The organism is Nocardiopsis sp. L17-MgMaSL7, from assembly GCF_003182025.1.
GTDB lineage: Bacteria > Actinomycetota > Actinomycetes > Streptosporangiales > Streptosporangiaceae > Nocardiopsis > Nocardiopsis prasina.
On record NZ_QGTF01000006.1, the window covers coordinates 120550 to 134947 of the forward strand.

Consider the following 14398-nt stretch of genomic DNA (forward strand, 5'->3'; position numbering starts at 1 on the left):
GGGGACGGGTGCAAGTGAGCATACTGTATACAGTATGGAATAGGAAGGAGTCCTCATGCGCATCGCCGTCCTCGGCGCCGGAGCCATCGGCGCCTACGCGGGCGCCGCCCTCCATCGCGGCGGAGCAGACGTCCACCTCATCGCCAGGGGCGCCCACCTGCGCGCCCTGCGCGAGCACGGCGTCCGGGTCCTCAGCCCCCGTGGCGACTTCACCGCACGCCCCCACGTCACGGACGACCCCGCCGAGATCGGCCCCGTGGACGCCGTCCTGCTCGGCCTCAAGGCCCAGCACTACGCCGACTGCGGACCGATGCTGCGCCCCCTCCTGGGACCGGCGACCGCCGTGGTCGCCGCGCAGAACGGCATCCCCTGGTGGTACTTCCACGGGGTGGAGGGGCCGCTCGCCGGCCATCGCATCGAGAGCGTGGACCCGGCGGGGGCGGTCAGCCGCGCCATCCCCGTCGAGCGCGCCGTCGGCTGCGTGGTCTACGCGGCCACCGAGATCGTGGAACCGGGGGTGGTCCGGCACATCGAGGGCACCCGGTTCTCCGTCGGGGAGCCGGACCGCTCCGACTCCCGGCGCTGTCGCGACCTCTCCGAGGCGATGACGGCGGGCGGGCTCAAGTGCCCGGTCGTGCCCGACCTCCGCGTGGACGTCTGGGTGAAGCTGATGGGCAACATCGTCTTCAACCCGCTGAGCGCGCTCACCCGCTCGACCATGGCGCAGATCTGCCGCCACCGCTCGACCCGCGACCTGGCCCGCACCATGATGAACGAGACCCTGGACGTGGCCGCCCGGCTGGGCGTGCGCACCGACGTCTCCGTGGAGCGCAGGCTCGCGGGCGCCGAACGGACCGGGGACCACCGGACCTCCACCCTGCACGACCTCGAACGCGGCCGCCCGATGGAGCTGGACGTGATCCTGTCCGCCGTGGTCGAGCTGGCCGACCTCACCGGCGCCCCCGCGCCCACCCTGCGCGCGGTCGACGCCGTGGCCGGCCTGCTCAACCAGCGGGTGTCGGAACCCGCGCTGGTCTAGCGCCTCCACAACCCCGTACCATTGCCCGTTTCACCAACATTGCATACAGTATTCCCTTTGAGGCCACGAACCCCGAGCGAGGCCACATGCGACGTTCCGCAGACCACTCCAACCCCCTCGACCGACTCACCCGACCCCTCGTCCGCGAACACGGAGAACTCCGCCCCGCCAGCTGGGAGGAGGCCCTCGACCGCGCCGCGGCCGGCTTCCGGAAGGGCGTCGACCGCCACGGACCCAACTCCTTCGGCATGCTCTCCTGTGCCAGGGCCACCAACGAGATGAACTTCGTCGCACAGAAGTTCACCCGCGTCGTGGTCGGCACCAACAACGTCGACTCCTGCAACCGCACCTGCCACGCCCCCAGCGTCGCGGGCCTGTCCGCCGCCTTCGGCTCCGGCGGCGGCACCTCCTCCTACGCGGAGATCGAGGACACCGACCTCATCGTCATCTGGGGCGGCAACCCCCGCTTCGCCCACCCGATCTTCTTCCAGCACGTGCTCAAGGGAGTGCGCAACGGGGCCCGGCTCTTCGTCGTGGACCCCCGCCGCACCCCCACCGCGGAGTGGGCCGACCGCTGGTTCGGCCTCAACGTGGGCACGGACATCCCGCTCGCCCACGCCGTGGGCCGGGAGATCCTGCACGCCGGACTGGCCAACGAGTCCTTCATCGAGCGCGCCACCAGCGGGCTCGACGAGTACCGCGCGCTGGTGGAGCCGTGGACGCTCTCGGCCGCCGAGGCCGAGACCGGTGTCCCCGCCGAGGCCATCCGCGAACTCGCGCACACCTACGCCCGCGCCGAACGCGCCCAGATGTGCTGGACCCTGGGCATCACCGAACACCACAACGCCACCGACAACGTGCGTTCTCTGATCAACCTGTCCCTGCTCACCGGACACGTCGGGCGGCACGGCTCCGGCCTCAACCCGCTGCGCGGCCAGAACAACGTGCAGGGCGGCGGCGACATGGGCGCCATCCCCGACCGCCTGGCAGGGTTCCAGGACATCCTGGACGCCGAGGTCAGGGCCCCGTTCGAGCAGGCCTGGGGCCGCCCCATCCAGGACCGCAAGGGCCTCAACCTCACCCAGATGTTCGAGGCCATGGAGGAGGGCGAGCTGAAGACGCTCTACGTCATCGGCGAGAACCCCGTCCAGTCCGAGCCCGAGACGCACAAGACCACCGCACGGCTGCGGTCCCTGGACCACCTGGTGGTCCAGGACATCTTCCTCACCCGCACCGCCGAACTCGCCGACGTGGTGCTCCCGGCCAGCGCCGCCTGGTGCGAGTCCGACGGCACCTTCACCAACAGCGAGCGGCGGGTGCAGCTGGTCCGCAAGGCCCTGGACCCGCCGGAGGGCGCCAGGGACGACATCGAGATCATGTGCGCGCTCGCGACCCGGCTGGGGTACGACTGGGAACGCCCCTCGGCGGAGGAGATCTGGGACGAGGTGCGCTCACTGTCCCCCATACACCGGGGCATGAGCTACGCGCGCCTGGCCGAGCACGACGGCATCCAGTGGCCCTGCTACTCCGAGGACACCCTGGAGCCCAGCTACCTGCACTCCCGGCTGTGGTCGAAGGACCCGCTCGAAAGGGGTGAGCCCGCACCGTTCGGGATCGTCGGGCACTCGCCACCGGTGGACCTGCTGGACGAGGACTTCCCGTTCCGGCTCACCACCGGCCGCCGCCTGGACGACTACAACACCGGCGTGCAGACCTCCGGCTTCTCCTCGCCGATGCGCCGTGGAGAACTGCTGGACCTGTCCCCGGAGGACGCGGCGAAGCTGGGAGTGGAGGACGGTGAGACGGTCCGGGTGACCTCGCGGCGCGGTTCGGTGCTGGTACCGGCGTCGGTCACCGAGTCCATGCGGCCCGGACTGGTGTTCATGACCTTCCACTTCCCGCACCAGGTGGACACGCAACTGCTCACCATCGATGCCACCGACCCGATCGCCGGGACCGCCGAGTACAAGGCGGCGGCGGTACGCATCGAACGGGTGGCCCCGCGCCCCCGGAACCAGGGACGGGAGGTCCCCGAACGGGTCTCGGGCTGAGTCACCCGGTCCGAGCACGTGGAGGCGGGCCGAGCACGGCGCGGGCCGTCCCACCAGCCCCGGTGGGACGGTCCGCCCGGTGTGCCCGGAGGGCGACCCCCGTCCCCCAACTCACTTGGGGAACGAGGGTTGTCAATCCGCAACACCCATCTTACTGTCTCTTGTATACAGAATCCTGTGATCTGTCTTACACATGATTGAGGTGATCCGGGCGTGGACCTGCGACTTCTGGACGAGGTGGCCACCGACGCCGAACGCGACGCCGTCGACACACTCCTGGGAGCACCCGAATCCGGCTGGGAGGGCGGGACCCGCCAGGACTCCGACCTGCGCTACGCACGGGGCGGACACGCCGCACGCGACCGGCGCGACCTGCTCCTGCCCGCCCTGCACGCCGTCAACGACCGCATGGGCTGGATCAGCCGCGGCGCGCTCAACCACATCTGCCGCAGGCTCACCGTCCCCCCGGCCGAGGCCTACGCCGTGGCCTCCTTCTATGCCATGTTCGCGCTGCACGAGCGCCCCCGCCGGGTCGTGCACCTGTGCACCGACATCGCCTGCGCGGCCTCCGGTTCCGGCGGGCTCCGCGACCGCCTGAACGCCCGTCTGGGCCCGCCCGGCGGTCACCCCGACGACCCCGAGGCCCCCGGAACCACCTGGCACGAGAGCCCCTGCCTGGGCCTGTGCGAGCGCGCCCCCGCCGCGCTCGCCCTTGAGGCCGGGAGCCCCGCACGGTACGCGGTCGCGGCCCCCGCGACCCCCGACTCCCTCGACGCCCTCGCCGACGCCCCGCCCCCGGAGACGGAATCCGCGACCAGCGCCGGGGACGACCCGGCGCACGATGGCGCGCACGCCCCGGACGACACCACCGGCACCGACGGCACCGCCGACGACTCAGCGAACGCCGCCCCGCCGACCCCGGCCCGCGCCGTCAACGTCGACAACGGGCGCTCCCCCGACAGCCACCGTCCCGGCACCACCACCTACGCGTCCGACCCCCTCCTCGGCGGCGCCCCCGAACCCGACCCTGCGGCCGCCGTCCCCGACGCCGGCTCCCCCGGCCACGTCCTGCTGAGCAGGATCGGCCGCGTGGACCCCCTCAGCCTCGACGACTACCGCGCGGCGGGCGGATACGCCTCGCTCCGCGAGGCCCTGCGCCTCGGCCCCGCCGGGGTGATCCGCGAGGTCACCGACTCCGGTCTGGTGGGCCGGGGCGGCGCCGCCTTCCCCACCGGGCGCAAGTGGAACGCCACCGCTCAGCAGCCGGACACCCCGCACTACCTGGTGTGCAACGCCGACGAGAGCGAGCCCGGCACCTTCAAGGACCGGGTCCTCATGGAGGGCGACCCCTTCTCCGTGGTCGAGGCCATGACCGTCGCCGGGTACGCGATCGGCGCCCGCACCGGCTACCTCTACATCCGGGGCGAGTACCCCCGCGCGCTGCGCCACCTGGAGAACGCGCTGTCCCTGGCCCGGGAGCGCGGCCTGCTCGGCCCCGACGTCCTCGGATCCGGCTTCTCGTTCGACATCGAGATCCGGCGCGGTGCTGGCGCCTACATCTGCGGCGAGGAGACCGCCATCTTCGGGTCCATCGAGGGCCAGCGCGGCGAGCCCCGCACCAAACCGCCCTTCCCCGTGGAGAAGGGGCTGTTCGGCAAACCGACCGCGGTGAACAACGTGGAGACCCTGGTCAACGTGCTCCCCGTGCTCCTCATGGGCGGGCCCGCCTACGCCGCCGTGGGCACGAAGGGCTCCACCGGACCCAAACTGTTCTGCGTGTCCGGCGGGGTGCGCCGCCCCGGACTGTACGAACTGCCCTTCGGCGCCACCCTGGGCGACCTCGTCGAGGCCGCGGGCGGGATGCCCGAGGGGCGTTCCATCCGGGCCGTGCTCCTGGGCGGGGCGGCCGGAACCTTCGTCCGCGGCGACGAGCTGGACATCCCGCTGACCTTCGAGGGAGCGCGGGCGGCCGGGACCTCGCTGGGGTCCGGCGTGGTACTGGTCCTGGACGACACCGCCGACCTCGGTGCGACCCTCGCCCGGGTGGCGGCCTTCTTCCGGGACGAGTCCTGCGGGCAGTGCGTGCCCTGCCGGGTGGGGACGGTACGCCAGGAGGAGTCGCTGCTGCGGCTGCGCTCCGGTGCCTCACCCGCCCGGGAACTGCCCCTTCTGCGGGAGGTCGGACGGGCCATGCGGGACGCGTCCATCTGCGGCCTGGGCCAGACCGCCTGGAACGCGGTGGAGTCCGCGATCGACCGGCTCGGCCTCTACTCCGGGACCGGCCCCGACGGCTCCGGCGCCGCCGACCCCGACCATCCGCGCGACCCCGACCCCGCGCACACTCCAGCCCCGGGCGACCGGGCTGCGACCGAGGAGGCCCGATGACCGTCCCCGTACTCCTGCCCACTCCCCGACGCCTGATCGACGCGACCATCGACGGCGAGACCGTCCGGGTGCCGGAGGGCACCACCGTCCTGGAGGCCTGCTCCTCCGCCGGGACCGAGGTCCCCACCCTCTGCCACGGCGACACACTCACCCCCCGCAACGCCTGCCGTGTGTGCGTCGTCGAGGTGGAGGGCGCCCGCACCCTGGCCCCGGCCTGCTCACGCAAGCTGGAGGAGGGCATGAGCGTGGCCACCGACTCCGAACGGGTGCGGCACAGCCGTAAACTGGTGCTCGAACTGCTGGGCTCCTCGGTGGACCTGTCCACCACCCCGAAGGTCTCCGAGTGGATGGAGCGCTACGAGGCGGAGCCGGAGCGGTTCGGCCCCCGCGCCGAACCGGCCGCGCTCGGGGTCCGTGACGCCCGGCGCGCGGGCGAGCACGAGCCCGGCGACGGCGGGGCGGCCGCCACGGTCGAGCAGCCCGCCAAGGTGGACAACGACCTCTACGTGCGCGACTACTCGAAGTGCATCATGTGCTACAAGTGCGTGGACGCCTGCGGCGACCAGTGGCAGAACACGTTCGCGATCGGGGTGGCCGGGCGGGGGTTCGACGCCCGCATCTCCACCGAACACGACGTGGAGCTCCCCGACTCGGCCTGCGTGTACTGCGGGAACTGCATCGAGGTCTGCCCGACCGGGGCGCTGTCGTTCGCCACCGAGTTCGACATGCGCGCGGCGGGCACCTGGGACGAGGAGAGCCAGACCGAGACGACGACGATCTGCACCTACTGCGGTGTGGGGTGCAACGTCACCCTGCACGTCCAGGAGAACGAGATCGTCAAGGTGACCTCGCCGCACGACAACCCGGTGACGCACGGCAACCTGTGTATCAAGGGCAGGTTCGGCTTCCAACACGTGCAGCGGCGCGGCGACGGCTGAGGCACCGGACGGTGGCCTGGGCCTCTCGGGGCGGTCTGTCCTCCATACGCCGATTTGACGCTTCGTCCCCTCGACACCGAATGTCGGGAAGAGTAGACCAGTAAACGCACTCGTGCACCGGAAGGCGGTGGTGGGGAATGGGACGGGTGACCGCCCGTGAGAAGGTCCTCCGGATCAGAGAGGGAGTCGAGAGCGAACGCATCGACACCCTCGTAGTGGAGGAGCCGCTGGAGATCAGGCTGGACGGCGCCCCGTTGAGCATCACCATGCGGACCCCGGGGAGCGACTTCGACCTCGCCGCCGGGTTCCTGGTGAGCGAGGGGGTAGTCTCCGAGGGGCCCGAGGTCACCGCCATCCGGTACTGCGCGGGGGCCACCGAGGACGGGTCCAACACGTACAACGTGCTGGACGTGTCCCTGGCTCCCGGGGTGGCACTCCCCGACACCTCGCTGGAGCGCAACTTCTACACGTCGTCCTCGTGCGGGCTGTGCGGCAAGGCCAGCCTGGACGCCGTGCGCACCAAGGCGCGGTGGCCGGTGTCCGACGACGGCCTGCGGATCGACGTGCCCACCCTCACCGTCCTCCCGGACCGGCTGCGTGAGGCCCAGCGGGTGTTCGACCGCACCGGCGGCCTGCACGCCGCCGGGCTGTTCACCGCCGACGGTGAGCTGCTGGCCGTGCGCGAGGATGTGGGGCGGCACAACGCGGTGGACAAGCTGATCGGCTGGGCCCTGCGCTCCGACCGCCTCCCGCTGAGCGGGACCGTGCTCATGGTGTCGGGCCGCGCCTCCTTCGAGCTGGTCCAGAAGGCGTGGATGGCGGGCATCCCCATGATGGCCGCCGTCTCGGCGCCCTCGTCCCTTGCTGTCGACCTGGCCACGGAGGCGGGCATGACGCTCGTCGGCTTCCTGCGCGGCAGCTCCATGAACGTCTACACCGGAAGGCATCGCGTTCTCCTGGAGAGGACGCTCACCGCGTCCTCGGCGGCCCCAGGGGCTGCGCGCCCTCCGGAACGGTAGACGCGGACCTGGTTGGCGCGTTCCAGCCCCCCGCACCAACCAGGTCCGATACCGGCACACCCGGGGCGGCGGCATCCGTGCCGTCGCCCCGTCGCGGTGTCCCGGTCGATCCGACCGCTCGGCCTCAGCCCAGGAGCTCCCGGGTGAGGCGGGCGGTCTCGCTCGGGGTCCGGCCGACCCGAACCCCGGCCGCCTCCAGGGCCGCCTTCTTGGCGGCGGCCGTTCCGGAGGAACCGGAGACGATCGCCCCCGCGTGGCCCATGGTCCTGCCCTCCGGGGCGGTGAAGCCCGCCACGTAGCCGACCACGGGCTTGCTGACGTGGTCCCGGACGTAGGCGGCCGCGCGCTCCTCGGCGTCACCGCCGATCTCACCGATCATCACGATCACGTCGGTGTCCGGGTCCTCCTCGAAGGCGGCCAGGGCGTCGATGTGCGTGGTGCCGATGACCGGGTCGCCGCCGATCCCCACCGCCGTGGAGAAGCCGAGGTCCCGCAGCTCGTACATGAGCTGGTAAGTGAGCGTGCCGGACTTGGAGACGAGGCCGATCCGGCCGGGCCGGGTGATGTCGGCCGGGATGATCCCGGCGTTGGACTGGCCCGGGCTGATGAGGCCGGGGCAGTTGGGGCCGATGATCCTGGTGCGGTTTCCGCGCGCGGTGGCCAGGTGCCAGACAGCCGTGGTGTCGTGGACCGGGACGCCCTCGGTGATGACGACGGCCAGGCCGATCTCGGCCTCGATCGCCTCCTCCACCGCGTCCTTGGTGAACCGGGGCGGGACGAACACCACGGTGACGTCGGCGCCGGTCGCCTTCACGCCCTCCGCCACGGAGCCGAGGACGGGCACCTCGGTGCCGTCGAAGTCGACGCTCTGACCGGCCTTGCGCGGGTTCACGCCGCCGACGACGTTGGTACCGGACGCGAGCATGCGCCGGGTGTGCTTGGTGCCCTCGGCGCCGGTCATGCCCTGGACGAGCACCCGGCTGTCCCTGTTGAGAAAGATGGCCATGGGTTTCTCCTGTCGAAGGGGGTGGGCCGGTCAGCGTGCGGCGAGTTCGGCGGCGAGTTCGGCGGCGCCGTCCATCGTGTCCACCTGGCGCACGGCCGGGTGGGCGCGGGCGGTGAGGATCTGGCGGCCCTGCTCGGCGTTGTTGCCGTCCAGGCGCACCACCAGCGGCTTGCTGACGTCCTCGCCCTGGCTCTCCAGGAGTTCGAGGGCCTGCACGACGCCGTTGGCGACGGCGTCGCAGGCCGTGATCCCGCCGAAGACGTTGACGAACACGCTCCGCACGGCCGGGTCGCCCAGGATCACGTCGAGGCCGTTGGCCATCACCTCGGCGGAGGCGCCGCCGCCGATGTCGAGGAAGTTGGCGGGGCGGACGCCGCCGTGGTCCGCTCCGGCTTGGGCGACCACGTCCAGGGTGGACATCACCAGTCCCGCGCCGTTGCCGATGACGCCGACCTCGCCGTCGAGCCGCACGTAGTTGAGGCCCCGCTCACGCGCGCGGAGTTCGCGTTCGTCGGTCCCGGCGCCGTGGGTGAAGGGGGTCCGCTCCGGGTGGCGGTGGGCCGCGTTGTCGTCCAGCGTGACCTTGCCGTCGAGGGCGACGATCCGCCCGTCCGCGGTGCGGACCAGGGGGTTGACCTCGACGAGGGTGGCGTCCTCGCCCACCATCACGTCCCACAGGGCGGCGATGACCGTCGCGGCCCTGTCGCGGACCGCCTCGGGCAGTCCGGCGGCCGCGCAGATGCCCAGCGCCTCCTCCCGGCCCACCCCCTCGGGGCCGACCGGGGTGCGCACGACCGCGTCGGGTTCGGCGGCGGCGACCTCCTCGATCTCCATGCCGCCCCGTGCCGAGCAGATGGAGAGGAACTCGCGGTTGGCGCGGTCGAGCAGGAAGGAGAAGTAGTACTCCTCGGCGATGTCGCTCGCCTCCTCAACGAGAACACGGTGGACCGAGTGGCCCTTGATATCCATGCCGAGGATCTCCTCGGCCCGCGCTCGGGCCTCGTCGGCTCCCTCGGCCACCCTCACGCCGCCGGCCTTGCCTCGGCCGCCCGTCTTGACCTGGGCCTTGACCACGACCCTCCGGCCGAGGCGACCGGCCACCGACGCCACCCGTCCGGGGGTGTCGGCGATCTCGCCCTCAACCAGCGCGACCCCGTACTCACCGAAGATCTGTTTGGCCTCGTACTCGTGGAGATCCAACGCTCCTCCTCCGTCCGCTCGTCGCCCCCTCTCCAGTGATACTCCACATTGTATGCAGTATTCAATAGGCATTCTTGTCGAGATGGCCCTTCACAAGCGTCGCCCCGCTTTGCATACTGCATACAAGGAGGTCGCCATGTTCCCCCGCCATCTGCCCGAACCACCGCCCCGGCCCGCTCCACCGGCGCCGGAGCCCCCACCCGCCACCGCGTCGACGCCCACGCACGTCCACGACTGGCGGGGCAGGCGCTACACCGTCGGCCCCTCAGCCAGCAGGCTCACCGGAACACCCCGGTCCGTGCTGCTGGCCCGCGCGCTGATCGCCGTCGGGGCTGTGGGCGTGCTCCAGTTCGGCTACGGCGCGGCGGTCCCCCTGCTGACGGCGACGCACGGGTGGTCCCCCGCACAGGCCCTGACGCCGTTCCTGGTCTGGGCCCTGGTCCAGGGATCCCTCGCCCCCGTGCCGCGCCTGCTCCGGACGCGCGGGCTCCTCGACCCCGGCACGGCGATCTGTGTGGGGGCGGCATTGTGCGCCGCGGCCGTGTACACGGTCGGACACTTCGGGGACCCGCTGGCCGCCGTGGTGGGGTACGGGCTGCTCGGCGGCGTGGGAGCGGGGCTGGTCTACCACTCCTGCGTGGACCTGGTGGGCGGCTGGTTCCCGGACCGGCGCACCGTGCGCCTGGGCGCCGTGGGCGGGGCCTTCGCCCTGGGCGCGGTACCCCTGCTGCCCGCGCTCGTCCTGGGGCCGCCCGGCGACCCCGGCGCTGCGGCCACCGTGCTCGCGGCGGCGGTCCTCATACTGGGCGTGGCGGGCGGCGCGGGCCAGCGCGGGGCCCCGGCGTTCTGGTGGCCCCCGGGGAGCGACCCCCGAGCGGCCGCGCTGCGGCGGGGCGCGGAGCCGCCCGCCGCACGTGACTTCAGCGCGGGCCAGGCGTGGGCGAGCGGGCACTCGCTCCACGCACTGCACGCGATCGTCGCGCTGTCCGGAACGGTCGGGCTGTTCACCCTCGTAGCACTCCCGCCCGTATTGTCGGGCGCGGGCCGCGCCCCTTCGGAGATCGCGGTGGCCGTGACCGCGTTCGCCCTGGCCAGCGGGGTCGGACGGCTCGCCGCGAGCGGGGCGGCGGAGCGGGCCGGGCGGCGTCGGACCCTCGCCGCGCTGCTGGCGGCGACCACGCTCGGGCAGTCGGTCCTGGCCGCCACCGCCCCGGAGGGTCCGTTGCCGCTCCTGATCGCCGGCGTCCTGGTGGTGGGCGCGGGCACCGGTTCCTGCTACCCGCTGACCCGCGCGATCACCGAGGGGCACTTCGGTACGGGCCAACACAGTGGTACGGGCCAGCACAGTGGTGCAGTCCAGCACAGTCTTGCGGGGCAGCACCGTGGTGCGGGGCAACGCGGCGGCGCGGGGCAACGCGGTGGCGCGGGCCGGTTCCGCGCCCCCCGCGAGGACGACCCCGCCCGTTCGGCCGACCTCGCGGGGCTGGTCCACGGCTCCAAGGCGGTCGGCGGGCTGCTCGGCGTGGGCGGCGCGATCGCCCTGCTCGGTCTGGTCCCGACCACCGCCCAACCCGTCGCTCTGGCCGCCTCCGGCCTGCTCACGGCCGTGGCCGCCGTCCTGACCGCGCGCCTGCGCCGCCCCCTGCCGATCCGGACGCTGCCCCACACTGCCGGGACAACGGAGTCCCACGGGGTCTGGACAGCGCGGCGCCGGAGTGTTCCAATGTGATGCACACGGTATACAGTATCCGATCTTCACTGAACCGTACGCTCCGCACCTCAGCACGAAAGGGGTCGTCGCACCGATGGCCGAAGGCAAGGTACCCACCGAAACGAACAGCGACAGCAGCACGATCTCCGGCGGCCACCTGGTCGCCAAGGCCCTCAAGGCCGAGGGGGTCGACGTCGTCTTCACGCTCTGCGGCGGCCACATCATCGACATCTACGACGGCTGCGCCGACGAGGGCATCGACGTGATCGACGTCCGGCACGAGCAGGTCGCCGCCCACGCCGCCGACGGCTACGCGCGCATCACCGGCAAGCCCGGCTGCGCGGTGGTGACGGCGGGCCCCGGCACCACGGACGCGGTCACCGGCATCGCCAACGCCTACCGCGCCGAGAGCCCCATGCTGGTCATCGGCGGCCAAGGCGCCCTCAGCCAGCACAAGATGGGCTCCCTCCAGGACCTGCCGCACGTGGACATGATCAACCCGATCTCCAAGTTCGCGGCCACCGTCCCGCACACCGAGCGCGTCGCCGACCTGGTCTCCATGGCCTTCCGCGAGGCCAACAACGGCGCCCCCGGCCCGTCCTTCCTGGAGATCCCGCGCGACGTGCTGGACGCCAAGGTCCCCGTGGAGCGGGCGCGCGTCCCCGCCGCCGGGCACTACCGGGCCTCCACCCGTCAGGCGGGCGACCCTGCCGCCATCGAGCGCCTCGCCGAACTGATCGTGCGCTCCGAGCGTCCCAGCATCCTGCTCGGCAACCAGGTGTGGACGACCCGGGCCACCGACTCCGCCGTCGAACTGGTCCGCGCCCTCAACATCCCCGCGTACATGAACGGCGCGGGACGCGGCACCCTCCCGCCCGGGGACCCGCACCACTTCCAGCTCTCCCGGCGCTACGCCTTCAGCAACTCCGACCTCATCATCATCGTCGGCACGCCGTTCGACTTCCGGATGGGCTACGGTAAGCGCCTCTCCCCCGACGCGACCGTGGTGCAGATCGACCTCAACTACGCCACCGTCGGCAAGAACCGCGACATCGACCTCGGCATCGTGGGCGACGCCGACGTCATCCTGTCCTCGGCGCTCCAGGCCGTCTCCGGCTACGGCGACACCGGGGCGCAGGGCCGCAAGGGCTGGCTGGAGGAGCTGCGCACCCAGGAGCAGGCCGCGCTCGACAAGCGCGCGCACCTCCTGACCTCGGACTCCACCCCGATCCACCCCTACCGCCTGGTCAACGAGATCAACCAGTTCCTCACCGAGGACTCCGTGTACGTCGGCGACGGCGGCGACATCGTCACCTTCTCCGGCCAGGTGGTCCAGCCGAAGTCGCCCGGCCACTGGCTGGACCCGGGGCCGCTCGGCACGCTGGGCGTCGGGATCCCGTTCGTGATGGCGGCCAAGTACGCCCGCCCGGACAAGGAGGTGGTCGCGCTCTTCGGCGACGGCGCCTTCAGCCTCACCGGATGGGACTTCGAGACCCTGGTCCGTTTCGACCTGCCCTTCGTCGGGATCGTCGGCAACAACTCCTCGATGAACCAGATCCGCTACGGCCAGATCGCCAAGTACGGCGCGGACCGGGGCGAACTCGGCAACACCCTGGGCGACGTGCGCTACTCCGAGTTCGCGAAGATGCTCGGCGGACACGGCGAGGAGGTCCACGACCCGGCCGAGATCGGCCCGGCCCTGTTGCGGGCCCGCGAGTCCGGCAAGCCCTCACTGATCAACGTCTGGATCGACCCCGAGGTGTACGCCCCGGGGACCATGAACCAGACGATGTACAAGTAGCCCGGAAGGAGAGTCATGGGCAAGGCACTCGACGGGGTCCGCGTCCTGGACATGACCCATGTCCAGTCGGGACCGTCCGCGACGCAGATCCTCGCGTGGATGGGCGCCGACGTCGTCAAGCTGGAGGCGCCCTCGGGCGACATCACCCGGCGCCAGCTCCGGGACCGGCCCGGCGTGGACAGCCTGTACTTCACGATGCTCAACTCCAACAAGCGGAGCATCACCCTCAACACCAAGAGCGCCGAGGGCAAGCGGATCTTCCTGGACCTGGTGCGCCGCAGCGACGTGCTGGTGGAGAACTTCGCGCCCGGAGCCCTGGACCGGATGGGGTTCACCTGGGAGGTGCTCGCGGAGGCCAACCCGAGACTGGTCTACGCCTCGATCAAGGGCTTCGGTCCGGGCGCGTACGCGGACTTCAAGGCCTACGAGGTGATCGCCCAGGCCATGGGCGGCTCCATGAGCACCACCGGGTTCGAGGACGGCCCGCCGCTGGCCACGGGCGCCCAGATCGGCGACTCGGGCACAGGAATGCATACAGTGGCCGGTATCCTCGCCGCGCTGTACCAGCGGGTGCACACCGGCCGGGGCCAGCGCGTACAGGTCGCGATGCAGGACGCGGTGCTCAACCTGTGCCGGGTCAAGCTGCGCGACCAGCAGCGGCTCGCGCACGGCCCGCTCTCGGAGTACCCCAACGACGACTTCACCGACGAGGTCCCGCGCTCCGGCAACGCCTCCGGCGGCGGACAGCCCGGCTGGGCCGTGCGCACCGCGCCCGGCGGCCCCAACGACTACGTGTACGTGATCATCCAGCCCGCGGGCTGGGCGCCCATCGCGCGGCTGATCGGCCGTCCCGAACTGGCCGAGGACCCCGAGTGGGCCACACCCGAGGCCCGGCTCGACAAGCTCGACAAGGCCTTCGCCCTGATCGAGGAGTGGTCCCGGGAACTGCCCAAGTGGGACGTGCTCTCCGCTCTCAACGCGCACAACATCCCCTGCGGGCCGATCATGTCCACCCGGGAGATCATCGAGGACCCCACCCTGCGGGAGAACGGCGTGGTCACCGAGGTCGACCACCCCGAACGCGGCAGTTACCACACCGTGGCCTCACCCATCCGCCTCTCCGACTCCTCGGTGGACGTCAGCCGGTCCCCCCTGCTCGGTGAGCACAACCCCGACATCTACCGCGACGAGCTGGGCCTGACCTCCGAGGAACTGGCGGAGCTCTCATCGAACGGAGTGATCTGAGCG

10 protein-coding genes are annotated in these 14398 nt (G+C 71.9%); 8 read left to right on the forward strand and 2 right to left on the reverse strand.

Features of this window, described 5'->3' with window-relative positions:
- Window positions 1–55: 55 nt before the first annotated feature.
- The 5 genes from BDW27_RS12285 to fdhD all read left to right on the forward strand — a co-directional run bounded on the left by BDW27_RS12285 (window position 56) and on the right by fdhD (window position 7432).
- Window positions 56–1039: a 2-dehydropantoate 2-reductase gene (locus BDW27_RS12285; RefSeq protein ID WP_110049385.1), complete on the forward strand. Its 984-nt coding sequence runs from the start codon at window positions 56–58 to the stop codon at window positions 1037–1039.
- A gap of 86 nt (window positions 1040–1125) precedes the next feature.
- Window positions 1126–3090 carry a molybdopterin oxidoreductase family protein gene (locus BDW27_RS12290; RefSeq protein ID WP_110049386.1) on the forward strand — a complete coding sequence of 655 codons (1965 nt, stop codon included), beginning with the start codon at window positions 1126–1128 and terminating at the stop codon, window positions 3088–3090.
- A 213-nt stretch (window positions 3091–3303) separates the two neighbouring features.
- Window positions 3304–5475, forward strand: a complete 2172-nt coding sequence (locus BDW27_RS12295; RefSeq protein WP_110049387.1) for an NAD(P)H-dependent oxidoreductase subunit E — start codon at window positions 3304–3306, stop codon at window positions 5473–5475.
- Window positions 5472–6413 carry a 2Fe-2S iron-sulfur cluster-binding protein gene (locus BDW27_RS12300; protein ID WP_017543958.1) on the forward strand — a complete coding sequence of 314 codons (942 nt, stop codon included), beginning with the start codon at window positions 5472–5474 and terminating at the stop codon, window positions 6411–6413. Before BDW27_RS12295 ends, BDW27_RS12300 begins: the two co-directional genes overlap by 4 nt.
- 137 nt (window positions 6414–6550) lie before the next feature.
- Window positions 6551–7432, forward strand: a complete 882-nt coding sequence (gene fdhD, locus BDW27_RS12305) for a formate dehydrogenase accessory sulfurtransferase FdhD (RefSeq protein WP_110049388.1) — start codon at window positions 6551–6553, stop codon at window positions 7430–7432.
- A 124-nt stretch (window positions 7433–7556) separates the two neighbouring features.
- Here fdhD and sucD read toward each other — a convergent pair whose 3' ends face one another.
- Window positions 7557–8438 carry a succinate--CoA ligase subunit alpha gene (gene sucD, locus BDW27_RS12310; protein WP_110049389.1) on the reverse strand — a complete coding sequence of 294 codons (882 nt, stop codon included), beginning with the start codon at window positions 8436–8438 and terminating at the stop codon, window positions 7557–7559.
- Window positions 8439–8468: 30 nt separating this feature from the next.
- Entirely contained in the window at window positions 8469–9584 is a 1116-nt protein-coding gene (gene sucC / locus BDW27_RS12315; RefSeq protein WP_370446492.1) for an ADP-forming succinate--CoA ligase subunit beta, read from the reverse strand.
- 190 nt (window positions 9585–9774) lie between these two features.
- Between sucC and BDW27_RS27765 the strand changes: the two genes are divergently transcribed.
- The 3 genes from BDW27_RS27765 (at window position 9775) to frc (ending at window position 14395) form a co-directional block, all read left to right on the forward strand.
- A complete protein-coding gene (locus tag BDW27_RS27765; RefSeq protein WP_110049391.1) occupies window positions 9775–11367 on the forward strand; it encodes an MFS transporter in 1593 nt (530 codons plus the stop codon).
- A 76-nt stretch (window positions 11368–11443) separates the two neighbouring features.
- The gene (locus tag BDW27_RS12325; RefSeq protein WP_017543962.1) at window positions 11444–13150 is read left to right on the forward strand and encodes a thiamine pyrophosphate-binding protein; all 1707 of its coding nucleotides are present in this window, start codon (window positions 11444–11446) and stop codon (window positions 13148–13150) included.
- A 15-nt stretch (window positions 13151–13165) separates the two neighbouring features.
- Window positions 13166–14395 carry a formyl-CoA transferase gene (gene frc / locus BDW27_RS12330; protein ID WP_017543963.1) on the forward strand — a complete coding sequence of 410 codons (1230 nt, stop codon included), beginning with the start codon at window positions 13166–13168 and terminating at the stop codon, window positions 14393–14395.
- Window positions 14396–14398: the final 3 nt, after the last annotated feature.